This window comes from Bacillota bacterium, assembly GCA_013177945.1.
Classification (GTDB): Bacteria; Bacillota; DSM-12270; order Thermacetogeniales; family Thermacetogeniaceae; genus Ch130.
The window spans coordinates 115,823-138,033 of sequence record JABLXW010000015.1; the positions used below are offsets into that span (position 1 = coordinate 115,823).

Here is a 22,211-nt window from a genome sequence, read left to right on the forward strand (position 1 = left end):
GTTTGCAGGCCCTTTCCGGCCCTCTTCATCATACAAAGGGAGCGTGGATTTTTTGCGGATCGTAGCCTGTTATAAGTATGTGCTGGATGAGCAGGACATCAGGGTAAACCCCGAAACCCAGTCTCTTTTAACCGATCGGGCTGCCTGGAAGATCAGCGACTACGACCGGAACGCCATCGAAGAGGCCGTAAGGATCAAAGAGCAGCAGGGGGGTACGGTGTTTGCGCTGACTGCCGGCCCTTCCCAGGTCAAGGTTTCCTTAAAAGACGTTCTGGCCCGGGGAGCCGATGAGGGAATTTTCGTTCAGGTTGAAAACACGGCATTGGCTGATCCTGCTTTTACGGCCCGGGTGCTGGCTCAGGCGATCCGGAAGATTGGAGACTGCGACCTGGTCATTTGCGGCGAGGGTGCCAGCGACGATTACGCCCAGCAGGTTGGGCCGCGCCTGGCGGTTCTTTTAGGGTGTCCGGCAGTTACTTACGTGGCCAAACTTACAGTTGAAGAAAGAATTTTACGGGCGGAGCGGAAACTGGAGGACGGGATCGAGGTTGTAGAGGCGCCGCTGCCTGCTGTGGTCACGGTAACGGGAGAGATCAACCAGCCCCGCATTCCCACTTTAAAGCAGGTGATGGGAGCCGGCAGGAAGCCGATGCAGACGTGGAAGCTGGAAGATTTAGGGCTCAATCCTTCAGAAGTCCGAATTTGCCTCGAGAATCGCTCATTAAAAGGAGCAGTTGTTTCCAGAAAGCGCCTGGTTTTCAAAGGGGAACCCGCTGAAGCCGTTTTTCATGTTGTAGAGGCTTTGAGCAAAGAAGGGGTTATTTAAAAGTCAAGGAGGCTCGAAAATGGCGCAGAAAAAGGTCTGGGTTATTTCCGAACAACAGAATCTTCTCGCGGAATTGATCGCAGGAGCAAACACCTTGATTCCGGGGGAGATTTCCATTTTTGCTGCGGCGCTTGGAAACCTCGAGGCGGCGAGAGCCGCGGCCGGTGCAGGAGTCCAGCAGGTGTATTACTTCAAACCCGGAGACGGAATTCCCGTTGAGGCTGCTTTTTGCCAGCTGGCCCGGCTAATCAGGGAAAACGGCGGAGATCTGGTCCTTGTGGGAGCTACAAAAAGAGGAAAGACCCTGGCTGCCCTTCTGGCTGCAGAACTGGACAGCGGCCTTGCCACTGAGGCTAAGGTGCGGGACTGGAACGAAGAGTTGCCTGCCACTCAGCGCTTATTATATGGCGGATTGGCAGTAAGCACAGATGCCTTTGTTTCTGGAATTCCCATCATCACCGTTCCCCCCCGGACCTGGGAGTGCCCTGCGCCTGCCGGCGAAACTTCTCACACTTCCCAGGGCGGCTTTACTGAGGTTTCCGTGGAAGAGGGTCCGGTGCGGGTTATAGAGCGGCAGCCGCGCCAGTTGTCTGCTGCGAATCTGGAGGAGGCCCAGGTGGTAATCTGCATCGGCCGGGGTGTGAAAAAGCGGGAGGACCTGGCAATGTTCGAAGAGCTGGCCGGCCTCCTGGAGGGGGCCCTGGCCTGCACCCGCCCTGTGGCCGAAGAGGAGGGCTACCGCTGGTTCCCGGAGGACTCCTACATCGGGATTTCCGGGCGGAAGGTTAAACCCAGGCTCTACATCAGCGTGGGTAGTTCCGGGCAGATCCAGCATGTGGTGGGCTGCCGTGACGCCGGGATCATTCTCGGGATCGATAAGAACGAAGACGCCCCCATTTTTGAGGCGTCCGACTACGGGATTGTGGGTGATCTCTACCAGGTGGTCCCGGAGCTTATCAAAAGGATCAAAGAAGTGAAATCGCGCTGAAACTGGGGTGGAGATTTTGAGCGAAGAGAGGTTTGACTGCATCGTTGTGGGGGCAGGCCCTGCGGGTTCTACTGCCGCCTACGAACTTGCCCGCCAGGGCCTGGAGGTGCTTCTGGTCGAAAGGGGGCCCGCGGCAGGGAGCAAAAACATGATGGGGGGTCGCCTGTACAGCTACTCCCTCCACCGGGTGATTCCCGAGTTCTGGAACGAGGCTCCCGTGGAGCGGTGCGTCGTGAAGGAGGAGTTGAGTTTTCTTACCGAGAGCGCGGCCGTCACCGTGGCCCTCGAGAACGAAGCTTTAGGGGAGGCTCCGTGCCACTCCTTTACCGTGCTGCGCGCCGATTTCGATGCCTGGCTGGCAGGCAAGGCCGAAGAGGCGGGAGCGGTGCTGGCCACCGGGATCCGGGTGGACGACCTCCTCTGGGCGGAAGACCGGATCTGCGGCATCAGGGCAGGGGAAGACGAAATCTTTGCCAATGTGGTCATTGCGGCCGATGGGGTGAACTCCCTGCTCGCCCGGAAGGCGGGCCTCCGGGGGGAACTCCCGCCGGAGCACGTCTCCGTGGGGGTCAAAGAACTGATTGCCCTCCCTGCCCAAACCATAGAGGAGCGCTTCGGCCTGGAGGGGGGGAAAGGCGCGGCCCGCCTCTTCGTCGGCTCCTGCACCAGAGGGGTGCAGGGGGGAGGTTTTTTATACACCAACAAGGAAAGCATTTCCCTGGGCCTTGTCTTCTCCCTTCATGCCCTGGCCCGGGCAGGGGTGAGCGTGGCCGAGGCCGTTGAGGACTTCAAATTTCATCCCGCCCTCCGCCCGCTTCTGGAGGGAGGAGAGGTGCTTGAATACTCTGCCCACCTGGTCCCCGAGGGAGGCCTGGCGATGCGGCCCCGCCTGGTAGCAGGCGGCCTCCTGGTGGCGGGGGATGCCGCGGGATTTGTGATCAATACCGGCTTCATGGTCAGAGGGATGGACCTGGCCATCACCTCGGGGGCTGCCGCCGCCAGGGCCGTAATGCAGGCGCGGGAAGCAGGGGACTTCAGCGCCTCCGGCCTGGGGGTTTACGAGGAGATTCTGCAGCAGACCCATGTCCACCACGATCTCACGGGTTACCGGAACGCTCCCCGCTTTCTCGAAACCCCCGGGCTTTATCATACTTACCCCGAACTTGCCGTGGACATTTTCACGGACCTCTTCAAGGTGAAAGGGGAGCCTCCCCGCAGGGTCAGGCAACTGGTTATGGAGCACCTGCGCAAGAAAGTCCCGCTCTGGCAACTGGTGCGGGATGCCTGGAAGGGAGCGAGGAGCATATGAAGCGCCTGAGCATTTCGGAACGCCTTGCCCTGAATAAATTCGAGGTTGACCACGAAGAACCGCATATTGTACTGAAGAGGGACATCTGCAGGAGCTGCTCGGTTAAGCCCTGCACCTTCGTCTGCCCAGCCGGGCTCTACACCTGGAACGGGGAGGAGATTAACTTTGACTACGCCGGGTGCCTGGAGTGCGGCGCCTGCCGGGTGGTCTGCCCGAAGGGGGCCCTGACCTGGAACTACCCCCGCGGTTCCTTCGGTGTAATCTTTCGTTATGGCTAGGGATTAACCGCAACTTTGGGATAAATTTCAGGCATGGTCATTAATCTCGTACCTGGGCCGCGCCGAGGCGGAAGTTGGCCGGCACCACCAGAAGCGTTCTTGCCCGGAAGAAACAACGCTGGGTTGTTTTTCCCATCTTCCGGTGTTACAATGGAAGTAGGTGAAAGAGGGTGAGTGCCGTGCCTGAGGAAATCGTTAAAGAAACCGCTGCAGGGAACGAGCAGCCGCCCCGCGGCCTGGCTTCCCCAGAGTTCTTCTTCCTGCTCCAGCGCATCGACCGGCTCGATGAAAAGCTGAGCAGCGAAATAAAATCTCTCGACGGAAAGCTGAATGCCCGAATTGATCATCTTGATGAGAAGCTGGGCGTAGAAATCGGCAGGATCAACGTGCGCATCGACCGGCTGGATGAAAAGCTCAGCAGAGAGATTGGCGCTCTGGATGAGAAGCTCAGCAGGGAGATTAGAGCCCTGGATGAAAAGCTCAGCGGAGAGATTAAAGCCCTGGATGGGAAGCTCAGTGGGGAGATTAAAGCCCTGGATGGGAAGCTCAGCAGAGAGATTGGCGCTCTGGATGAAAAGCTCAGCGGAGAGATTAAAGCCCTGGATGAGAAGCTTAGCGGGGAGATTAAAGCCCTGAATGAGAAGGATGAGAAGCTCAGCGGGGAGATTAGAGCCCTGGATGAAAAGCTCAGCGGGGAGATTAAAGCCCTGGATGAGAAGCTCAGCGGCCAGATGAAAACTCAGGAGGCGCGCTTAAACGAACGAATCGACCGGCTGGACGATAAACTTAGCAACCTCAAGTTGTGGATGGTGGGAATGCTCGTTACAGTCATAGTCGGCTTTGGCGGAGTCATCGTTGCCCTGCTTCAGCGTTAAGGCCGTTCAGGCACGCGTGTATCCGTGCTGAAGGCAGCTGAAAATACGGAGGCCGCATCTTTATGGTGCGGCCTTAAGTGTTTTTGCCGTTTTTGGCGATTTGATGCCCTTTTGCGCTTTCACTGCCGCCAGGTGAAGGGTTCTTTCTACGTAGCGCCGCAGGAGCTCGTTGCGAGAGATGTGTTTTTGTTCTTCCAGATCCGCAATGTATTCGGCCAGGAGCTTTAATTTCTCCTCCAGGAGCATCTCATCAACCATCTTCTCAACCCAACCTTTTAAAGAGGGCGGGCCTTGCGCAGCCGGGATAAATGCTGCATATCGAAGTACAGGCGGCGGCTCCTCACCTCGAAGTCTACGCGCCGCTTTTTATCCTTTCCACAACAAGTCTGCCGTATTTGCGAATCTGGTACCGGAGGGGAAGGGGCGCCTGTTCCAGGTCGATTACCTGCACGGGGCGGCAGACGATCTCCTCAAGGGAGATTTCCGGGTCGAGTTTTCTCTCGAAGCGGGTAAATCCGTCCCCCGCCTCTGGTGTATAGAGAACGGCGACATCCACATCGCTCCCGGGCCGGAAGGTTCCCCGGACCAGCGACCCGAACAGGTACGCCGCCGCGATATCAGACTGCTGCTCCAGGTAATCTGCTGCGGCGGCGATGATCTCTTCCCGTGACGGCAAAGCGTTCCCCCCTCTAGGATTTCCTGCCTGCATTGTACCGCTTCCTCAAACGGCCGGCAAGATGCGCCCTTTCGTATTCAGCTTGTTGATTTCGGCAACAAGGTCCTCCGGCTTTTCTGCCGGCTGGCCCCCTCCTGGCACCCGGGCGTCATTGATTGCCCGTTCTTTCAAGGCACCGATTCTAGTCCTTCAGGCTCTTGCGCTCCAGGAGCGCTTTCGCCAGCTTCTTTTTCCTCGCCTCCCGTCGGCTGGTTAGACACAGAAAAAAAGAAAAAAGTTCCCGTATGTCTCGCCGGCTCACCGGCGGTGGTATTACCTGTAAGGCGAAAGCCGGTTCCAAAAAGGACTGCCTGCTCAGACCCGTATCCCCGGCCTGTGAAGGAACGCCATTTTGAAATTTCTTGGTTACAGTGCCAGTCCCTCCGGCCGGCGGAAAATTTCTGCCCCGGGGGCGGTAAATTCAGGGAGCAGGGGAGAAGTGAGGGAGTCTTCCGGCCCGTACACTCCGGCCAAAAGCCAGCCCCTTTCGCCGGCGCTGAATACCTCCACCGTTTCGGCGGCGGGGTCAACCACCCAGTACTCCCTGACTCCGTAGCGCAGGTACAACCTGCTTTTCTGCAGCCGGTCGCGGCGCCCCGAGTTGGGCGAGAGCACCTCCACCACCAGGTCCGGCACCCCTCTCAGGCACTCCTCGCGCAGCAGGGAAAAACGCTCCCGCGAGAGGTAGAGTACATCCGGCTGCAAAACCACGTCCTCGGCCGGCACGATGTCAAAGGGCGCAAATAAAACGAGACCCAGGTTATGCTTTTCCACGAAGGCGCGCAAGAGCGCTGCAATGTTGGCCACGACGTACTGGTGCGAAAACCCCGGCACAGGCGTCAAGACCAAATCCCCCTCCAGCAGCTCGTAGCGCTGCCCATCGTCGATTTTTAAATAGTCGGTATAGGTTAACTTTTTTCCGGAAGGTTCGCGGGTGGCTGTTTTTTCCGGCACTGCACTCACCATCTCTCTGAAGTTTCGCGTGCACCTTGTTTGCAGGTTCATTATAAATGCTCCTAAGAAAAAATTGTAAACAGCTTTTTCGCCCTTATGAGCACGAGCAACTTGACTTAGTTCTTAGCCTAGTCTACAATGAGGTCAGGAGGCGTTGAAAATGCCCAGAAAAGTCAATATTCATGAGGCGAAGACGCATTTTTCAAAACTTTTGGCTCGCGTAAAGGAAGGCGAGGAAATTATCATCGCAAAAGCAGGTAAACCTGTTGCCCGTCTTGTTCCGGTAAAGGAGCAGCCTGCAAAGCGTGTTCCTGGAAGTGCAAAAGGAAAGATCACCATTGCCCCTGATTTTGATGTACCGCTTGCGGAGTCTGTTCTGGAGTTGTTTGAGAAATGAGGGCGCTCCTTGACACCCATACCTTTTTATGGTGGATTACCGATGATCCCCAGTTGTCTCCGCGCGTCAGGGAAATCATCAGCAGCGGTGAAAACAAGTTGTTTCTCAGTGCCGCGAGCGGCTGGGAGATGGCTATTAAAGCTGCTTTAGGAAAATTGACTTTTCCAGGGAGTTTGAAGATCTTCATCATCGAACAACTGGCCGTGAATGGAATCGATTCCTTGCCTGTGGAACTGGCCCACGCCCTTCACGTGTCTACACTGCCGGTTATTCATCGCGATCCGTTTGACCGGCTTCTCATCGCCCAGGCCCAGTTGGAAAATCTCCCGATCCTCACTGCAGATCCTCAAATTGGCCGCTATGATGTGGAAGTCATCTGGTAACACCGGGGAGCCGGAGTACGGCCCGGGGGGCAAGGGGGAACTCATGAGAGCCGCATCTGTCTTGACTGCCCCTTTTAATCAGGATTAGTCATGATAAGATCGTACTTGCCGGTACATTGATAGTTAGTGCAAAGATGTACGAAAGTGAGGTTGGTGAAGATGGTACAGCGCCCGAGCTGTTGGGAGACGAAGCCGGGTGGAGAATGTTTCAAGGTGGATTCTCAAGTTGAACCCCAAGGGGCAGGCGACAATACCTGTGGAACCGCATTAAAATCTTGAACCCCCTGGAAGAGAGCCTGCTGCCGGAGGAGGAGCCGGAGCGGTAGTCAGGGGAACCAACCTGATCCCGGTGATGCTTGTGGTTCCTGAGCTGTATTCATACCGGGGAGCATCAGCGCTGCTCCCCGGTTTCGCTTTAATGACTTGGGCTGCAATGCTGTTTTGTAGGGCAGGAATAAGCTTCCAGTTAAATCGAGGGCCTTCTGTTCTGGTAATGGGAACGTCTTTGCTTTGGCTGGTACGGGGGACAGCCGCTGCTCTGGCTGGCCGGGCCGGGGAGCGGCGGTAAAGTCTGCCTGGCCAATGGTGAGGCAGGAATTTCCACCTCCTTTGTCGAAGTGCAAGATTGTCTGGAAGTTCCGCACGGTGGGTGAGACCTCTGATGCTGAGGGGGCCACCTTTGCCGCCACCGTGAACGCCGCCGGGAGGTGATGGGGGCGTGGCTGGAGCACGAGCGCCTCGGCTACAACTACCGGATGGACGAGATGCCGGCTGCCCTGGGTGTATCCCAGTTCCGGCGCCTCGAGCAGTTTCTGGAGAAACGTGAGCAGGTGGCGCGCCTTTACACGGAGCTGCTCTCTGGTCTGGAGTGGGTGCGGCCGCCGGTTGTGCGGCCCTACGTTCGCATGAGCTGGTTCGTCTACGTGGTCACCCTCGCCGGGGGGATCGACCGGGGTCCTGTAATGCAGGCCCTGGAGGCGCGGGGCATTCCCTGCCGGGGCTACTTTTCCCCGGTCCACCTGCAGCCCTACATCAGGGAGCGGTTCGGTTACAAGGGCGGGGAGCTCCCCGTTACGGAAGCGGTCGCCGGGAGGACGGTGGCCCTGCCCTTTCACAACAATCTTTCCAGAGCCGAAGTGGACATGGTGGTGGACGCCCTGGCCGGCGCCCTGGAAGAGGCTGTTAAATGAATGGTCTCTGTAGGCTGGCGGCCCGTGTTATGTTATAATAGCGGTACCGCTTAAGCGAGGCTGAAAAACCTGGTGAAACTAATTGTAAGGAGAATAACTTAGGAAATAGAAATGTTTAAATTGGGGGAGGGTTTACGTGGACAATGGAGAATGAGGAGTTTCAAGAACTGGTCTTGAAGCAACTTCAAGTGCTTACAGAGGGGCAGTCCAGGCTTGAATCACGCCTTGGCAACGTTGACTCGCGGCTGGGTCAGGTTGAGCTGCGCCTGGACAACGTCGACTCAAGGCTGGGCCAGGTAGAGTCGCGCCTGGACAATGTGGAATCACACCTCCAAAATGTCGACGCGCGGCTGGGTCAGGTCGAGTTGCGCCTGGACAACGTCGACTCGCGGCTGGGTCAAGTAGAATCACGCCTTGACAACGTCGACTCAAGGCTGGGCCAGGTAGAGTCGCGCCTGGACAGTGTGGAATCACACCTCCAAAATGTCGACGCGCGGCTGGAGAATGTGGAAAAAGGCCAGCTGAAAATTGAAACACGCCTTGAAAATGAGGTTATCGAGAAAATCCGGGCGCTCTTCGATGATCGAGAGGTGCAAAGCGCCAAGCTTGACCAGATCATAGCCAGGGAAGAGAATATCCTGGCGGATATCAATTACCTCGTAAGCAGGGTTGTCCGCCTGGAAAAAATGGCGAAGTGACAAAAACATGGACCGGGCTCAAAAAGCTGGTGAAAGACTTGACACTTAACTGGAGGCCTGAGGCGTGTTAACTCCCCGGCAGAAGCAAAGATACATCTCCGGTTGGTTGAAGAGAAAAGAGGAGAGGCAAGCGCAGCTGAAAGAGCAGCAGCGACTGGCACTGGAAAAGGCCTTCGAAATTGCTCGGATGTTAAAGGCAAAGTACAGAGCAAGAAAGGTTATCCTGTTCGGGTCGCTCGTCAAGGGCAAGTATTGGAAGCATTCAGATATCGACATCGCCGTCCATGGCATAGATGAAAGCCGCTATTTGGATGCGGCCTGGGAAGCTTCCCAGATTGCTCTCCCTTTCAAGGTTGACCTGCTTCCTCTTGAGAGTGTTTCCGGGACTCTCAAGAGAAAAATCGAGGACGAGGGGCTGGCAATGTAGTGGAGCAACAGGTAACGGGATTTCTGAATGACCTGTTGGAAATAATGAAGGATCTTTCGTGATTTTCTTCGTTCGGGCAAAACAAGAAAGGATGTATGCGATGCGAATTCTGGTGACGGGCGGGGCGGGGTTCATCGGCTCCCATGTTGTCGACGCTCTGGTTGCCGCAGGGCATGAGGTTGTCGTGGTTGACGACCTCAGCACCGGGAGGGAGGAGAACCTGGCGGCCGCCCTGCGGGGCGGGGCGAAGTTTTACAAAATGGACATCTGCGAGCCGGGGCTGGAGGAGATCTTCCGGGAGGGTAAGTTCGATTTTGTGAACCACCACGCCGCCCAGATCGACGTGCGCCGCTCTGTTGCGGACCCGGTTGAGGACGCCAGGACGAACATCATCGGGCTTTTGAACGTGCTCGAGAACTGCCGCCGCTTCCAGGTGAAGGGCGTGGTCTTTGCCTCTTCAGGCGGGGTCGTCTACGGGGAGCCGCGGAGGCTCCCGGTGGATGAAAACCACCCCAAGGGGCCGCTCTCACCCTACGGGGTGAGCAAGCTCTCCTCGGAGTTCTACTTTGCCTGCTACTGGGGCGTCTTCGGCCTGCCCTACGTCTCCCTTCGCTATTCGAACGTCTACGGCCCGCGCCAGGACCCCCACGGGGAGGCCGGGGTGGTGGCCATCTTCGGGAAAAAGATGCTCCGGGGCGAGGCCCCGGTGATCTACGGGGACGGGGAGCAGGTGCGGGACTACGTCTACGTGGGGGATGTGGTGCGGGCGAACATGCTTGCCCTGGAGCGGCTCGAGCGGCTTGCGGCCGCAGGCCCTGGCCCGGGCGGTGCCGGCTGCGCCATCAATGACTTCGCCTACAACATCGGCACCGGGAGGCCCACCTCGGTGAACGAGCTTTTCCGGATGCTCCGGAAGATCACTGGGTTCTCCGGGGAGGCGGTCCCCGGCCCGGAGCGGCCGGGAGAGCTCAGGCGCATCTTCCTCGACTGCGCCAGGGCGAAGCGGGAGCTGGGCTGGGAGCCCGGGGTTGACCTCGAGCAGGGCCTCCGCCTGACGGTCGCCTCCCTCGCCGGGCAAAATCCGTAATATTTAGGCCGCCTTTTGGTTGTTTATGCAGGGCAGGAGCCTGAAGAAAAGCCAGGCAGTTGCTGCGCCGGTATCGTGGCTTGGTATTGTCCTGCCCAGATGCAGCTGCAGGAGCCATTTTAACTGGCTTGAAGATTTCCCAGGTGCAGTTTTCGTGATGGCTTGACTTTTTCTTAAGTGCGTGTTATTTTTTTCTTGGCGTCATTTCGAATTCGTAATATTCGGTGTCGAAAGGTGACGGTCGTGTCCGAACTCCGCTTCTTCGAGCTATTCTGCAGGGTGCACCGGAAGCTGCTGAAGAGGCTCTTCCCCCTGTGCAGGCGGGAAGGGCTCTCCGGCCCCGAATTCCTGGTGCTCTGGAAGGTAAACAAAAGAGGCTCCTGCCGGGCGACCGACCTCGCCGAGGAAACAGGCATCCCGCCGAGCACCCTGACGGGGATCTTAGACCGGCTGGAGGGACGGGGGTGGATTAAGCGCATCCCTGACCCCGATGACCGGAGGAGCGTGCTGGTGGGGGGAACGCCGCGCCTCAAAAGTTTTCTCGCAGACCTCCTCGCCGGGCTCGAGAAGGAGCTGCAGCGCATCTTCGGGTCGCTCCCCTGTCCCGACATCCTGAGCCGCCTCGAAGACGATCTGCAGCTGCTGCTTGTCTGCCTGGACTCAGGAAAGGGTGAAAGCAATTGACGGGAACCGATCGGGAGCGAGGACTCCGGCATCTCCAGGACCCCCGCGCCGCTGCCCCGGCAGGGGGAAGAAGCGGCTACTTCTGGTTCGTACCTGTGCTGACGTCTTTGATCGGGGCCTTCATGGCGATCCTGGACTCCAGCATCGTCAACGTCGCCATTCCCACCATCATGAACATCTTCAACACCGACATCAGCACCGTGGAGTGGGTGGTCACCATCTACATGCTGGCGCTCGGTGTTGTTGTCCCCTTGAGCGGCTGGCTGGGCGACAGGCTGGGCTTCAAGCGCCTGTACATCCTCTCTCTGCTCATTTTTACGTTCGGGTCGCTTTTGTGCAGCCTGAGCTGGAACATTGACTCCCTCATTGCTGCCCGGGTGATCCAGGCGCTGGGGGGAGGGATGATCATGCCCACGACGATGGCAATGGTCGTCCGGATCGTTCCCCCCGAGATGCTCGGCAGCGGCATGGGGATCTTCGGGATCGCCCTCCTCGTGGCGCCGGCGATAGGCCCTACCCTGGGAGGCTACCTGGTTGAATACGTCAACTGGCGCTGGATCTTCACCATCAACCTGCCCATCGGTGTGCTGGGGACACTGCTTTCGCATTTCTTCATTCCCGACTTCCCTCCCGCCGGGGCGGGCCGCCTCGATACCGGAGGGGTCCTGACTTCTGCCACAGGGTTGTTCTGCCTGCTGCTGGCTCTCAGCAAGGGGAACGACTGGGGGTGGGCCTCGGAGTCTATAGTTCTCCTTCTCTACACGAGCGTGGTGATGCTGGGCCTCTTCGTTTATCTGGAGCTGACCCAGGAGAATCCCCTCCTCGACCTGCGCGTCTTCCGCTACCCCACCTTTGCCCTTGCCAACTTTATGGTGATCGTCACCACCATCGGCCTTTTCGCCGGCGTCTTTTACCTTCCCCTCTTCCTGCAGACGGCGCGGGGGCTGGGGGCGATGGAAACGGGGCTCCTGATGATGCCGGGTGCGCTCGTCTCTGGAGCGGCGATGCCTCTCGTGGGGTTCCTCTACGACCGCGTGGGGCCCAAGGTTCTCTCGGTCTCCGGGCTCCTCTTTCTCTCCCTGATGACTTATCTTCTCCATCACCTGAACCTGGATACCCCCACGACGACCATCGTCACGTGGATGGTCCTGCGCGGCCTGGGCATGTCCTTCGCCAACATGCCGGCCCAGACCGCGGCCCTCGCCGTGATTCCTACCGAGCTGGTAGGGCGGGCCTCGGCGATCACCAACATCATCGGCCGGGTCTCGGGCTCCTTCGGGATCGCGGTGCTGACCTCCATCCTGAACAGGCGGGAGGTCATGCACGCCACGCACATGGCGGGCAACATCACGGCCGCAAACCCGTCGGTGGCGCAGTTCCTGCAGCAGGTGGGGCTGCACCTGGGTGTTGACCCTGCCCGGGCGAGGGAGCTGGGCCTCCTCTACCTCCAGAGGGTGGTCTCTCTGGAGGCCTTCGTGCGGGGCATCGACGACATTTTCATAGTCGCGGCCTGCTTTACCCTGGCGGGGGTCGTTCCTGCCTTGTTTTTGCGCAAAGGGGAAGGCCGCCGCAGGGGAGGGGCGGTTCTCGAGTAAAGATGGGCGGTAAGGAGTGGTTTCGTTGCGGAGACGTCTGGTTATCGCGCTGGTTCTTGCGTTAACGGTTGCCGGAGCGGGCGGCATCGCCTTTTACTACCACTACGAAGGCGAGCATTACGTGAGCACCGAGGATGCCCGCGTGGCCGCGGATGCGGTTACCGTGACTCCGGAGATCGGCGGCAGGCTCCTTGAGTGGAACGTCAGGGAAGGGGACGTAGTCCGGGCGGGGCAGGTGCTCGGGCGGCAGGACCTCGGTTCCGCCCTCACCTCGGGTGCGCTCAACCCTCAAACAATGGGGGCAGTGGCCGGGGTGATGGCAGAGAAGGCGGTGATCAAGGCCCCGATCAGCGGGCAGGTGATCCAGTCGAAAGCCGTCGTGGGGCAGATGGCCACACCCGGGATGCCGCTGGCAGTAATCGCCGATACGGAGAACATTTACATCAGCGCCAACATCAAGGAAAAGGTGATTGAGCGGGTCAGGGTGGGGCAGCCGGTCGATGTCAGGATCGATGCCTATCCGGGGCGCGTCTTCAGCGGCAGGGTGGAAAACATCGGGATGGCCACGACCTCCGTTTTTTCGCTCCTGCCTGCCCAGAACACCGGCGGCAACTACACCAAGGTGACCCAGGTGATCCCCGTGAAGATCCGGCTCGTCAGCGGGCGCGATCTGAGGCTGATGCCGGGGATGAGCGTGACCGTGAAGATCCACGTCAGGTGAACTTTTCTGAAGGGCTTTTTAACCGGTGACTACGGCGAAGGGGAGATTGGGATGAGAAGCTGGAGGAAAGCAGTAGCTGCCATTTTATCGGCGGTGTCTTTGCTCCTGGCGGCGGGGTGCGGCAGCAGGGCCGCCGGCAAGGTGACGGTGGAGGTCCTCCCAGTCGGTGAGGGCGCCGTCACGACGGATCTGGAGATTACCGGGGTCCTGGCCCCGAACAGGACCGTCAACATCTTCAGCAAGCTGGCGGGTGTGGTGGACGTGGTGGGGGCTGATGTGGGCGACCGCGTGGCAGCCGGCCAGCTCCTGCTCCAGATTGACACCAGGGAGCTGAACGCCCAGCTCAAGCAGGCCCAGGCCGCGGTCCGGGTGGCGGAGGCCCAGGCGGAAGACGCCCGGATCGGCGTCGAGGCGGCGCGGGTGGAGCTCGACCTTGCCCGGAAGACCTGCGAGCGCATCAAAAAGCTGGCCGATGCCGGAGCCGCCTCTCCGAGCCAGCTCGATGAGGCGCAGAGCAGGCTGGAAGGAGCTGAGAAAAAGTACCAGGACTTCGCGAAGAAGTACGAGGCGGCAAGCAACGCCGTCGCCGTGCAGCAGGCTGCCGCCGGGGTGATCAGCGCCCAGATCAGCAACAGCAGGATCACCAGCCCGATCGGCGGAGTCGTCACCAACCGCAACATCAACCCCGGGGAGCTGGCCTCGCCAGGAGTGCCTCTTCTTACAGTTGCCGATGTAGGGGTCCTCAAGCTCCAGGGGATGGTATCCCAGGAGGCCGTACCCCTGCTTTCCGTTGGGCAGGAGGTCAAGGTGGCCGTTGATGCCCTCCCGGGGAGGTCCTTTACCGGCAGGATCAGCCGCGTCGGGCCGGTGGCGGCAACAACCGGCCAGTACTTCCCGGTGGAGATCTCGGTCCCTGGAAAAAGCGGCCTGGCCGCGGGGATGACGGCGCGGGCGACGATCAGGATCACCGGGCCAAAAGGGCTTGTCGTCCCCCTTGCGGCGGTGAAGACCGGGGGCGGGCAGAGCTGCGTCTTCGTCGTCAGCCGCGGCAGGGTGGTTCGCAGGCCCGTCAGGTTGGGCCTGAGAGGCAATGGCGAGGTGATGGTCCTGCAGGGGCTGCGGCCGGGCGAGCAGGTTGTCGTGAGCAACGTAGGCGCCCTGCAAGAGGGTATGCCGGTTGCTGCAGTGCCTGCGAAAAAGTGCTGAAGCCCCGTTCTCATTCTTGCCCCTGCCCTGTGGAGGCCGTCTGGGTGAAGAAAAGAGCGTTCCGTTTTTTGTGGTATATTTAGAAAACAAAAGTTGCATAGATAATGAAGATTTTATGCTAAACTGATCTTGAAGGAGGCGCTGGACGTGCGAAAGTGGTGGGTCGGTTGTTTCCTTGTTGTTTTGCTTCTCGGGCTTTTGATCCAGGCCAGTACTGCTGCTCCTCCTATCAAGCTCATCATCAACGGGAAGGAAATCCAGTGCGATGTGCCCAACAAAGCCTAAAAAGCATTATTATTGCGCGGAAGGAGGAGGTCGCTTTGCTTTCGGAATCAGATAAAGATCTTTTTAGTTTTCTGCTAAAACTGGATCCTACCCTTTCCCCCAGGGAAGGCTTGAAGAAAATAATTATTGATCGGATGCGTATGGAAAGTCGTAAGTACGATTTAATAAAGCGCAGATTTGAAAGAAAATACCAGATGGACTTTTTTAGCTTTAAAAACTCGGATCTGATGAAAACTCCTTCCTGGGAAACTGAGGAGGATTATTTCAATTGGGAACTGGCGGTTACGAAACTTGAGGAACTCCGTGAGGAAATCGAAAGGTTGACTAAAAGTTGAATTCCGTTCGCTCTCTCGTGAACGAATTGGAATATCTTCGCCAGATGGAACTGGTAGATTCTATTCAACTAATTGATTATGGCAAGTATACCCTGAAAGCCAGGATATTTATTTACTCGGACCTGTTTATTCAAGTTTATCGGAACGATAAATTTAATACCACGAATTTCGCACTGATATTAGGGAATCAGAGAATATATGGAAGGGATGAATTAGGAGGAGAGTGGCATCGCCATCCTTTCGATGCGCCGAACACTCACGATTGTTCACAGGAAGGGCAACAAAGTGTTACTTTGTTGGAGTTTTGGGAAGAAGTAGAGCAGATCATCGAAGATAATTTTTAGGTGGCCGGGGGCGCCGTGGCGATGGGGAGAACAGGCTGTTCCTCAGTGCTGCCAGCTTAAGGCCGCCCTGTGGGAAAACTGCGTTTCCGTGCAGTCTGGAGTCCTTTCTTTCTTGAACAGCTGGCCTTAAACGGAATCGATTCCTTGCCCGTTCAGATGCGCCATGTCCTCCACGTTTCTGCGCTTCTTCCTTATCGCCGGGATCTCTTTGACCGGCTTCTTGTTGCCCGGGCCCAGTTGGAAAGCCCGTCACCGCCGACCCCCAGATTGCCCGCTGCCCGGTGGGGGCCGTCTGGTGGAGAGAGGGGCTTAAACGAAGTACTCGACGCGGGCGCGGGGGAAGCCTGTCTCGAGCGCGGCGCGGAAGAAGGCTTCGATTTTTTTGCGCACCTCCGGCGGGTAGACGTACTTCCCGTAGCCGAACTGCCCCCATTTGAAAGCCCTCTCCCTTTCGTCGAGCGGGAGTTCCGTTCTTGGGAACAGCTCCCGGATCAGGGCCCGGGCGCGCGCCGTAAAGCGGTGGGTGATCAGCTCAAATGTCAGGTCGGGGAGGGCGGCGAAGGGGGCCAGCTCCTCGAAAAGGGCGCCGTATTCCCTTTCCCAGTCGCCTTCCGCGATGATGGGGGCGATCATGAAGCCCAGGGGGTAGCCTGCCGCCGCAGCCCTCCGGGCGGCCGCCAGGCGCTCCTGCAGCAACGGTGTGGCGTGTTCGTAGGCCCTGATCACCCTTTCCGTGTTGATGGAAAAGCGGAACCGGGTCGCGCCGCGGTGCTCCAGGCGGAGCAGGGGCTCGACATCCGTGAATTTGGTGACGAAGCGGAAGCGCCCCTGAGGCTGCCGGGCGAAGAATTCGATTGCAAGGGCGAGGCTTCCGGTGTACGGCTCTACGGCGAGGGGATCCGACGTGGCGGCCCCCTCGAAAACCGTTGCCTCCGGGAGCCTGGCGCGGATGTAGCCCGCCGCGGCCTCGAGAATTTCTTCAACGTTGACGTAGATCCGGATGTAGGGGCTGCGCCCCAGGTTGGTCAGCAGGTAGCAGTACTCGCAGAGCCCGGGGCAGCCGGTGGCGAGGGGAAGCTGGTAGTGGGCCGAGGGGCGGCAGGTTTCGAAGTCCCTGCTGCGCCGGACCCCCACCACGAGGGTGCGCTTCGCATGAAAGAACTTCGCGGCCCGCGTTTTCCCGGGAATCCCGGTCACCCGGTTGTGGGAGCCGGTGAAGCCCAGCTCCACGCCCTGCGCCCGGAAAAAGCGGTGAAGTTTTTCCCCCAGCGGGTAGGAAAGGGCCTCCCTTTCGAAAAGGACGCGTTCCGGTTTGAACATGCTGAACCCCGGCTTTTCTTTGCGATTGTTTGGCGCGCCTCTTTTGCCTCCTTAGTATGTCCCGGCCGGGAGCCGGTTAAGCATGACCAGTTCGTTTTTAATGATTTCGGGGTCGCCGCTGAGGAGGCGGAGGGCAAGCCAGCGGGGGTTGAGTCCGCCGTTCAGGCCTGCCAGCTCCCGCAGCTCCTCTTCCAGCTTCCCGAGGCAGGCTTCCAGCTCCGGGTCGTAGGCTACCGGCCGCGGGCTGGGGTAGAGGGCTCCGGTGAGGAGGTCGTCAACGGTGTCTTTAAGCTGCAGCAAACCCTCCCCCCGGCGGGCGGCCGTGGGAACCACCGGCACCCCCAGCGCCTCCGCAAGCCCGGCGGCGTCCACCTGGATCCCCTTGCGGCGCGCCTCGTCCATAAGGTTCAGGCAGACCACGGCGCGGGGGGTGATCTCGGTCACCTGCAGGACGAGGTGGAGATTGCGCTCCAGGCAGGTGGCATCCGCGACCACCACGACGGCGCCCGGGCGGGAGAAGCAGAGAAAATCGCGCGCCACCTCCTCCTCCGGAGAATTGGCGAGGAGGGAGTAGGTTCCCGGCAGGTCGACCAGGGTGACCCTTTTCCCCCGGTGGCGGTAATACCCCCGCGCCATCTCCACCGTCTTCCCCGGCCAGTTTCCGGTGTGCTGGTTGAGCCCCGTCAGGGCATTGAAAAGGGTGCTTTTCCCGGTGTTGGGGTTCCCGGCGAGGGCTACCACGTACCGGTCCTCCTTTTTGTTTCTGTTCATTTAGTTCCCTCCGCTTCAGGCGAATTGAGCAGGCAGGTTCCTCTATCGGGGCTTTATTCCTCATTGTGCTTGAAGAGCCAGGCCCGCAGCTCGGCAAGCTTTTCCCCGTCCGGGTAGCGGTGCTCCTGCCGGAGCAGCTCCAGCTCCTGGAGGCGCTCCGGGTTGGCCGCGAAGTACGCGACCAGGTTGCGGATCAGGCACATGGTGGGAGGTGTGATGTAGTGCTCGATCCCCTCCACCTGCTCCTCCACCCCCACCGGCGCCTTGAGCAAGGCCAGGAACTCCTTCAGCATCTGGTCGCGCCAGACCAGAAAACGGCCGAGGGCGGCGCCCCGCCCCGTCAGGGCGATGTTCCGGTACTTCTCGTACCTGATGAAACCCCCCTCGCTCAGCTTCTGGATCATCCTGGTTACAGAGGACGGCTGGACGTTCAGGGCCTCCGCCAGGTCCACGGCCCGCACGTACCCCTTCGCCTCCTGGAGGCGGTAGATCATCTCCAGGTAATCCTCCATGCTCTCCGTCAGCATCTTTCTTCACCTCCCTTGCTTCCCTGACTGCTTTATCGGAAAACCTCCGGGAGCTGCGCCGCAGACCTCCCCGACTCGGCCTGTTGTCGTTTTTGAGTTTTTAAGGGCTGCAGAGCCGCGCCCCGGTCGCCGTGAGGAGGCAGGCGGCCGCGGCAACCAGGGTCGGGATCGCCGCGGCAAGCAGCGTCCACTTCCAGCTCCCCGTTTCCCTGCGGATTGTCAGGAGGGTGGTGGCGCAGGGGTAGTGGAGCAGGGAGAAGAGCATCATGTTCAGGGCCGTCAGCCAGGTCCAGCCTTGGGCCAGGAAAAGCTGCCGGAGGGCTTCCACCCCTTCCACTTTCACCATCGCCCCGGCAGAGAGGTAACCCATCAGGAGGATGGGGAGCACGATCTCGTTGGCCGGAAGCCCGAGGATGAACGCGGCCAGGATGAAGCCGTCGAGCCCGAGCAGCCTTCCCAGGGGGTCGAGCCCGCCTGCGAGCCGTCCGAGCAGGCTGCTTCCCCCGAGGTGGGTGTTGGCAAGGAGCCAGATCACGCCTCCCGCCGGGGCGGCGACCGTAACCGCCCTCCGGAGCACTACCAGGGTGCGGTCGCAGAGGGAGCGGATCAAGATCCGGCCCCACTGGGGGCGCCGGAAGGGGGGAAGCTCCAGCGCAAAGAAGGAGGGGACCCCCTTCAGCAAGGTCCTGGACATCCCCCAGGAAACGAGGAGTGTGACTGCCGTCCCCAGCACCACCGTCCCTGCCACCGTTCCTGCTGCCGCCAGCGTCCTCCACCCGGGGGCCGCCAGCCCCCCGGTCAGGAGGCCGGCCAGGAGGATCAGGGTGGGGAAGCGCCCGTTGCAGGGCACAAAAACGTTCGTCAGCTGAGCGATCAGCCTCTCCCTTGGCGACTCAATGATCCGGCAGGAGACGATCCCTGCTGCATTGCACCCGAACCCCATGCTCATGGTGAGGGCCTGCTTTCCCTGCGCCCCGGCGCTCCGGAAGAACCGGTCGAGGTTGAAGGCAACCCGCGGGAGGTAGCCCAGTTCCTCGAGGAAGGTGAAGAGTGGAAAGAAGATGGCCATTGGGGGGAGCATCACCGAGACGACCCACGCCGCCGTGCGGTAGACGCCCAGAACGAAGAGGCCGTGCACCCAGGCGGGGGCCCCCACTCTGCTGCAGAATGCGGTAAGCTGCGCCTCAAAGCCGAAAAAGATCTTGCTTAAAAAAGCCGAGGGGATGTTCGCCCCGACCAGCGTGATCCAGAAGACGATTCCGAGCAGGGCGAGCATCACCGGATAGCCCAAAAGGCGCGAGGCCAGGATGTCGTCCAGGCGCTTTTCCCAGGCGCACCAGGGGGAGTTCTTCTGGCGGCGCTTCACAACCTGCTTCGCCACCAGCTCTGCTTGACGGTAGACGGCGGCGGCGATCCGGTCCCTTACCCTTCCCCTTTCCCCTTCTCTTCCCTCTATGGCCTCGCGCATCCGGCGCGCCTCTGCTGCAATCCTCTCCAGTTCCGGAGCAGGCCGCGGGGCGGGGTTGCGCTCCAGCTCTTGAGGCCTCATCAGGAGTTCACCCCCGCTCCCTTTTCTCGGGCCGGATCAGGATGGCGCGGCCCGCCTCGCGGCGCAGTGCGATCACGGCGCCCCGGAACCGGAAGGCGACCGGGTCGCCGCCGGGGCTTTTCCGCAGGACCTCCACCCGCGTCCCGGGGACGAGGCCCAGGTCGAGGAGACGCTGGCGGGCGGGCCCGTGCGCTTCAAGGCCGACCACCGTCCCGCTTTCCCCAACGGGCAGGTCGCTTAAGGGAAGAACGCGTTCAGTCTGCAACGGCAGCACCCCTTTCGTCCGGGCAAGATGTTTAATTTTGGGAAAGAATTTTGCGGGGAACTAAAAGTTAAAGCTAATATCAGGGTATGTGGAAAGGGAGGGTGGGGTGACTTCCGCCTCTTTGGGCAGCTTGCCCTGGAGGGGACCCTGATCCACGGGAGGGAGATCGCGATTCTGAGTTTCGCCCTGGGGACGAGCGCCAGCCTCTCAGGGCCTCTGGGATGCCTTTGCCGGTGCGGTGCGGGGGAACGTTCAGGAGACGCCTGGATCAACCTGGATGGTGCAGGTAGCTGCGGCCGGGAGATACCCCCGGCCTTATTTTTTTTGGCGCTGTTGCCCTGGAGTGCTGTTGCGGAGCTTTGCCTGGGCCCGGAAGCTGCGGGCGGCATCGTAGGGAAGGTTGCTGACGATTTCGTGGACCCACTGGGTGCCCATTCCGGCAAAGATGCCTGCGAGCAGCTTCCCGAGCCAGGGTGTTCCCGCCACTCCGATCAGGTCCAGGAAATTAACCTGCATGCCAAAAGCCAGGAGGATGCCGGCGGCAAGCCCCAATGCCTGCCAGAGGGTGCGACAGGCAGGTTCCCCCCGGCTTCCCAGGAAAGGCTTGATCAGGTATTTGGCAATCTCCACCAGGCGCTCCGCAAAAAAGGCAATGAGCAGCAGCGGAACGATTGATTTTCCCATTTCTTATCTCTCCTTATTTTTATTTTTTATTTTATTCAGCTTAGGGAAATCTGGTTCGGGGGGCCGGACCGCAATGTTTTTGGGAGTGTCTCCTTTTGGGAGGATTTTGGAAGGTGTAGGGAGAACTTGAATACGAGATGGGGGTGGAAGCATGGTGCGCTTGACTTTTTACGACGGGGCGAGCTGCATCGGGGGAAACAAGATCCTCTGCGAGGCCGACGGAACTGCGGTGTTCCTGGATTTCGGCACCAATTTCGGGGCCGAAGGAACCTTCTTTGACGAGTTCCTCCGCCCGCGCGCCATCGTGGGGCTGGGCGATCTCCTCGACCTGGGGCTTCTTCCGCCCTTGAGGGGGATTTACCGGCCGGACTTCGAGCTTCCCGGCCGCACCCGCTGGGACCGCGTGAGCAGCCACCCCTGCTACCGCAGCCTGGAGGTCCAGGGGGTGCTCCTTTCCCACGCCCACGTTGACCACAGCGGCTACATTTCCTTTCTCGACCACCGGATCCCCGTTTTCACCGGGCTGGTTACCGCTCTGATCGCGAAGGCGATGCAGGACACGGCGCAGGGCGGCTTCGACCGGGAGACCTGCTATATCACCCCCCGCGAGGTCAGGGAGGGGCTCCTCCAGGCGGCAAACTACAGAAAGGCAGCCTGCGAGCAGCGCCGCTACATCTGTCTGGGGGCTCCCTCGCTCCCCCCGGCTGCCGCCGCCTTCTGGGCGCGGCCCGCCTCCTCCCGCCCCTTGAACTGCTTCCCCCTCGAAGCGGTGGAGGGGGATGTGGAGATCGGAAGCCTCAGGGTGCGCTGGTGGCCTGTGGATCATTCCATCCCCGGGGCGGGAGCCTTCGGGATCGAAACTTCAGAGGGGTGGGTGCTCTACACGGGGGACCTCCGGCTGCACGGGAAGGGGGCGGCGAAGACGCGCCGCTTTATGGAGGAGGCGGCGGCCCTGGCGCCCCTTGCCCTCATCTGCGAGGGGACCCACCCCGGCACGGAGCGGCCCGTCCGGGAGGAGGAGGTGGCGGAGCGCGCCCGGGAGGTGATCGGGCGGGCCGGGGGGCTGGTCGTTGCAGACTTCGGGCCCCGGAACATCGAGAGGCTGCTCGCTTTCCGGGAGGCGGCGGAGGGGGCGGGGCGCCGGCTGGGAATCACCACAAAGGATGCCTACCTTCTGGAGGCCCTTGCCACCGCCGGCGGGGGCATCCCCGATCCCCTGGCAGATGAGACCTTCGCCCTTTACGTGGATCTCAAGGCTGCCAGGCCGCTCTGGGAGCGGGAGCTGCTGGAGCGCTACCGGACCCGCTGCCCCGAGCGGGTGGTGGACGCCGCGGCCGTAAGCCGCGACCAGGGGGCCTACGTCCTCTGCTTTTCCTATTACGACTTCCACGAGCTTCTCGACATCAGCCCGCAGGGCGGGGTTTACATCTACTCCTCCAGCGAGGCCTTCAACGAGGAGATGCACATCGATCTCGACCGGCTCCGCGCCTGGATCCGCTACCTGGGCCTGAATCTCGTGGGGGACCCCGGCGACCGGGAGGGGAGGGGAAGGGAGCCGGGCTTTCATGCCAGCGGCCACATCCACGGCCCGGGCCTGGTGGAACTGGTGGAAACCATCAGGCCGCAGGTGCTGATCCCCGTGCACGGCGAGGACCGCCGGTTCTTCGAGCAGTTCCGGGGGCTTGTCCGGCTCTTCTTCCCGGAGCACGGGGAGACGGTTGTCCTGCCTTAGGGCTTTTCGCCGGTGCCCCCGGTTGCCCGGACCGGTTGCAGGTTATACCAGATGGCACCGCGCCGG

29 protein-coding genes are annotated in these 22,211 nt (G+C 60.2%); 20 read left to right on the forward strand and 9 right to left on the reverse strand.

The window, feature by feature from the left end; all coding sequences use genetic code 11:
- Window positions 1-52: 52 nt before the first annotated feature.
- The 5 genes from HPY58_10310 (at window position 53) to HPY58_10330 (ending at window position 4,276) form a co-directional block, all read left to right on the forward strand.
- The gene (locus HPY58_10310) at window positions 53-826 is read left to right on the forward strand and encodes an electron transfer flavoprotein subunit beta/FixA family protein (GenBank protein ID NPV30017.1); all 774 of its coding nucleotides are present in this window, start codon (window positions 53-55) and stop codon (window positions 824-826) included.
- A gap of 19 nt (window positions 827-845) precedes the next feature.
- On the forward strand, window positions 846-1,814 hold the full coding sequence (locus HPY58_10315) for an electron transfer flavoprotein subunit alpha/FixB family protein (protein NPV30018.1): 969 nt from the start codon (window positions 846-848) through the stop codon (window positions 1,812-1,814).
- A gap of 16 nt (window positions 1,815-1,830) precedes the next feature.
- Window positions 1,831-3,123, forward strand: a complete 1,293-nt coding sequence (locus HPY58_10320; GenBank protein NPV30019.1) for an FAD-dependent oxidoreductase — start codon at window positions 1,831-1,833, stop codon at window positions 3,121-3,123.
- Window positions 3,120-3,401, forward strand: a complete 282-nt coding sequence (locus HPY58_10325) for a ferredoxin family protein (GenBank protein NPV30020.1) — start codon at window positions 3,120-3,122, stop codon at window positions 3,399-3,401. The genes HPY58_10320 and HPY58_10325 overlap by 4 nt, the downstream gene beginning before the upstream one ends.
- 179 nt (window positions 3,402-3,580) lie before the next feature.
- Window positions 3,581-4,276, forward strand: coding sequence for an apolipoprotein A1/A4/E family protein (locus HPY58_10330; GenBank protein ID NPV30021.1), 696 nt, complete (start codon window positions 3,581-3,583; stop codon window positions 4,274-4,276).
- Window positions 4,277-4,336: 60 nt separating this feature from the next.
- On the opposite strand, the gene HPY58_10335 is transcribed toward HPY58_10330, so the two are convergent.
- The 3 genes from HPY58_10335 to HPY58_10345 all read right to left on the reverse strand — a co-directional run bounded on the left by HPY58_10335 (window position 4,337) and on the right by HPY58_10345 (window position 5,957).
- Window positions 4,337-4,534 carry a hypothetical protein gene (locus HPY58_10335; protein NPV30022.1) on the reverse strand — a complete coding sequence of 66 codons (198 nt, stop codon included), beginning with the start codon at window positions 4,532-4,534 and terminating at the stop codon, window positions 4,337-4,339.
- Window positions 4,535-4,628: 94 nt separating this feature from the next.
- Window positions 4,629-4,952: a nucleotidyltransferase domain-containing protein gene (locus tag HPY58_10340; protein ID NPV30023.1), complete on the reverse strand. Its 324-nt coding sequence runs from the start codon at window positions 4,950-4,952 to the stop codon at window positions 4,629-4,631.
- 405 nt (window positions 4,953-5,357) lie between these two features.
- Window positions 5,358-5,957 (reverse strand): Uma2 family endonuclease, encoded by a 600-nt coding sequence (locus tag HPY58_10345; protein NPV30024.1) that lies wholly within the window; start codon window positions 5,955-5,957, stop codon window positions 5,358-5,360.
- A 148-nt stretch (window positions 5,958-6,105) separates the two neighbouring features.
- On the opposite strand from HPY58_10345, the gene HPY58_10350 reads away from it, so the two are divergent.
- The 14 genes from HPY58_10350 (at window position 6,106) to HPY58_10415 (ending at window position 15,297) form a co-directional block, all read left to right on the forward strand.
- Window positions 6,106-6,342 (forward strand): type II toxin-antitoxin system Phd/YefM family antitoxin, encoded by a 237-nt coding sequence (locus tag HPY58_10350; GenBank protein ID NPV30025.1) that lies wholly within the window; start codon window positions 6,106-6,108, stop codon window positions 6,340-6,342.
- Complete coding sequence (locus HPY58_10355) at window positions 6,339-6,725, forward strand: type II toxin-antitoxin system VapC family toxin (protein NPV30026.1); 387 nt, start codon at window positions 6,339-6,341, stop codon at window positions 6,723-6,725. The genes HPY58_10350 and HPY58_10355 overlap by 4 nt, the downstream gene beginning before the upstream one ends.
- Window positions 6,726-7,235: 510 nt before the next feature.
- Complete coding sequence (locus tag HPY58_10360; GenBank protein ID NPV30027.1) at window positions 7,236-7,436, forward strand: hypothetical protein; 201 nt, start codon at window positions 7,236-7,238, stop codon at window positions 7,434-7,436.
- Complete coding sequence (locus tag HPY58_10365) at window positions 7,436-7,915, forward strand: hypothetical protein (GenBank protein ID NPV30028.1); 480 nt, start codon at window positions 7,436-7,438, stop codon at window positions 7,913-7,915. Before HPY58_10360 ends, HPY58_10365 begins: the two co-directional genes overlap by 1 nt.
- A gap of 143 nt (window positions 7,916-8,058) precedes the next feature.
- Entirely contained in the window at window positions 8,059-8,613 is a 555-nt protein-coding gene (locus HPY58_10370; protein ID NPV30029.1) for a hypothetical protein, read from the forward strand.
- Window positions 8,614-8,677: 64 nt separating this feature from the next.
- Window positions 8,678-9,040 (forward strand): nucleotidyltransferase domain-containing protein, encoded by a 363-nt coding sequence (locus HPY58_10375; protein ID NPV30030.1) that lies wholly within the window; start codon window positions 8,678-8,680, stop codon window positions 9,038-9,040.
- 100 nt (window positions 9,041-9,140) lie between these two features.
- Window positions 9,141-10,127, forward strand: a complete 987-nt coding sequence (locus HPY58_10380; GenBank protein NPV30031.1) for an NAD-dependent epimerase/dehydratase family protein — start codon at window positions 9,141-9,143, stop codon at window positions 10,125-10,127.
- Between the two features lie 234 nt (window positions 10,128-10,361).
- Window positions 10,362-10,811, forward strand: a complete 450-nt coding sequence (locus tag HPY58_10385) for a MarR family transcriptional regulator (GenBank protein ID NPV30032.1) — start codon at window positions 10,362-10,364, stop codon at window positions 10,809-10,811.
- Between the two features lie 122 nt (window positions 10,812-10,933).
- Window positions 10,934-12,406: a DHA2 family efflux MFS transporter permease subunit gene (locus HPY58_10390; protein NPV30033.1), complete on the forward strand. Its 1,473-nt coding sequence runs from the start codon at window positions 10,934-10,936 to the stop codon at window positions 12,404-12,406.
- Window positions 12,407-12,431: 25 nt separating this feature from the next.
- Window positions 12,432-13,127: an HlyD family secretion protein gene (locus HPY58_10395; protein NPV30034.1), complete on the forward strand. Its 696-nt coding sequence runs from the start codon at window positions 12,432-12,434 to the stop codon at window positions 13,125-13,127.
- 51 nt (window positions 13,128-13,178) lie between these two features.
- Window positions 13,179-14,333 carry an efflux RND transporter periplasmic adaptor subunit gene (locus HPY58_10400; protein NPV30035.1) on the forward strand — a complete coding sequence of 385 codons (1,155 nt, stop codon included), beginning with the start codon at window positions 13,179-13,181 and terminating at the stop codon, window positions 14,331-14,333.
- A 147-nt stretch (window positions 14,334-14,480) separates the two neighbouring features.
- The gene (locus HPY58_10405) at window positions 14,481-14,618 is read left to right on the forward strand and encodes a hypothetical protein (protein ID NPV30036.1); all 138 of its coding nucleotides are present in this window, start codon (window positions 14,481-14,483) and stop codon (window positions 14,616-14,618) included.
- Window positions 14,619-14,653: 35 nt separating this feature from the next.
- Window positions 14,654-14,953 carry a hypothetical protein gene (locus HPY58_10410; GenBank protein NPV30037.1) on the forward strand — a complete coding sequence of 100 codons (300 nt, stop codon included), beginning with the start codon at window positions 14,654-14,656 and terminating at the stop codon, window positions 14,951-14,953.
- Window positions 14,950-15,297, forward strand: a complete 348-nt coding sequence (locus HPY58_10415) for a hypothetical protein (GenBank protein ID NPV30038.1) — start codon at window positions 14,950-14,952, stop codon at window positions 15,295-15,297. The genes HPY58_10410 and HPY58_10415 overlap by 4 nt, the downstream gene beginning before the upstream one ends.
- Before the next feature lie 309 nt (window positions 15,298-15,606).
- Here the strand turns inward: HPY58_10415 and splB are convergent, their stop codons facing one another.
- From splB to HPY58_10445, 6 genes are all read right to left on the reverse strand, one after another.
- Complete coding sequence (gene splB / locus HPY58_10420) at window positions 15,607-16,617, reverse strand: spore photoproduct lyase (GenBank protein NPV30039.1); 1,011 nt, start codon at window positions 16,615-16,617, stop codon at window positions 15,607-15,609.
- A 51-nt stretch (window positions 16,618-16,668) separates the two neighbouring features.
- Entirely contained in the window at window positions 16,669-17,388 is a 720-nt protein-coding gene (locus HPY58_10425) for an iron transporter FeoB (GenBank protein ID NPV30040.1), read from the reverse strand.
- A 53-nt stretch (window positions 17,389-17,441) separates the two neighbouring features.
- A complete protein-coding gene (gene mntR / locus HPY58_10430) occupies window positions 17,442-17,915 on the reverse strand; it encodes a transcriptional regulator MntR (protein NPV30041.1) in 474 nt (157 codons plus the stop codon).
- Window positions 17,916-18,015: 100 nt separating this feature from the next.
- Window positions 18,016-19,464 carry a ferrous iron transporter B gene (locus HPY58_10435; protein NPV30042.1) on the reverse strand — a complete coding sequence of 483 codons (1,449 nt, stop codon included), beginning with the start codon at window positions 19,462-19,464 and terminating at the stop codon, window positions 18,016-18,018.
- Between the two features lie 7 nt (window positions 19,465-19,471).
- Window positions 19,472-19,729, reverse strand: coding sequence for a ferrous iron transport protein A (locus HPY58_10440; protein ID NPV30043.1), 258 nt, complete (start codon window positions 19,727-19,729; stop codon window positions 19,472-19,474).
- Window positions 19,730-20,044: 315 nt separating this feature from the next.
- Window positions 20,045-20,413, reverse strand: a complete 369-nt coding sequence (locus HPY58_10445) for a hypothetical protein (GenBank protein NPV30044.1) — start codon at window positions 20,411-20,413, stop codon at window positions 20,045-20,047.
- Between the two features lie 151 nt (window positions 20,414-20,564).
- On the opposite strand from HPY58_10445, the gene HPY58_10450 reads away from it, so the two are divergent.
- Window positions 20,565-22,145 (forward strand): exonuclease, encoded by a 1,581-nt coding sequence (locus tag HPY58_10450; GenBank protein ID NPV30045.1) that lies wholly within the window; start codon window positions 20,565-20,567, stop codon window positions 22,143-22,145.
- Window positions 22,146-22,211: the final 66 nt, after the last annotated feature.

Bases quoted from the DNA above. Each gene is read 5' to 3' on its own strand.
- mntR (NPV30041.1), bottom strand. From the start codon at position 17,915: ATGCTGACGGAGAGCATGGAGGATTACCTGGAGATGATCTACCGCCTC.
- HPY58_10435 (NPV30042.1), bottom strand. From the start codon at position 19,464: ATGAGGCCTCAAGAGCTGGAGCGCAACCCCGCCCCGCGGCCTGCTCCG.
- HPY58_10390 (NPV30033.1), top strand. From the start codon at position 10,934: ATGGCGATCCTGGACTCCAGCATCGTCAACGTCGCCATTCCCACCATC.
- HPY58_10325 (NPV30020.1), top strand. From the start codon at position 3,120: ATGAAGCGCCTGAGCATTTCGGAACGCCTTGCCCTGAATAAATTCGAG.
- HPY58_10380 (NPV30031.1), top strand. From the start codon at position 9,141: ATGCGAATTCTGGTGACGGGCGGGGCGGGGTTCATCGGCTCCCATGTT.
- HPY58_10425 (NPV30040.1), bottom strand. From the start codon at position 17,388: ATGAACAGAAACAAAAAGGAGGACCGGTACGTGGTAGCCCTCGCCGGG.
- HPY58_10355 (NPV30026.1), top strand. From the start codon at position 6,339: ATGAGGGCGCTCCTTGACACCCATACCTTTTTATGGTGGATTACCGAT.
- HPY58_10400 (NPV30035.1), top strand. From the start codon at position 13,179: ATGAGAAGCTGGAGGAAAGCAGTAGCTGCCATTTTATCGGCGGTGTCT.
- HPY58_10450 (NPV30045.1), top strand. From the start codon at position 20,565: ATGGTGCGCTTGACTTTTTACGACGGGGCGAGCTGCATCGGGGGAAAC.
- HPY58_10350 (NPV30025.1), top strand. From the start codon at position 6,106: ATGCCCAGAAAAGTCAATATTCATGAGGCGAAGACGCATTTTTCAAAA.
- HPY58_10335 (NPV30022.1), bottom strand. From the start codon at position 4,534: ATGGTTGATGAGATGCTCCTGGAGGAGAAATTAAAGCTCCTGGCCGAA.
- HPY58_10370 (NPV30029.1), top strand. From the start codon at position 8,059: ATGGAGAATGAGGAGTTTCAAGAACTGGTCTTGAAGCAACTTCAAGTG.
- HPY58_10445 (NPV30044.1), bottom strand. From the start codon at position 20,413: ATGGGAAAATCAATCGTTCCGCTGCTGCTCATTGCCTTTTTTGCGGAG.
- HPY58_10315 (NPV30018.1), top strand. From the start codon at position 846: ATGGCGCAGAAAAAGGTCTGGGTTATTTCCGAACAACAGAATCTTCTC.
- HPY58_10365 (NPV30028.1), top strand. From the start codon at position 7,436: ATGGGGGCGTGGCTGGAGCACGAGCGCCTCGGCTACAACTACCGGATG.
- splB (NPV30039.1), bottom strand. From the start codon at position 16,617: ATGTTCAAACCGGAACGCGTCCTTTTCGAAAGGGAGGCCCTTTCCTAC.
- HPY58_10345 (NPV30024.1), bottom strand. From the start codon at position 5,957: ATGGTGAGTGCAGTGCCGGAAAAAACAGCCACCCGCGAACCTTCCGGA.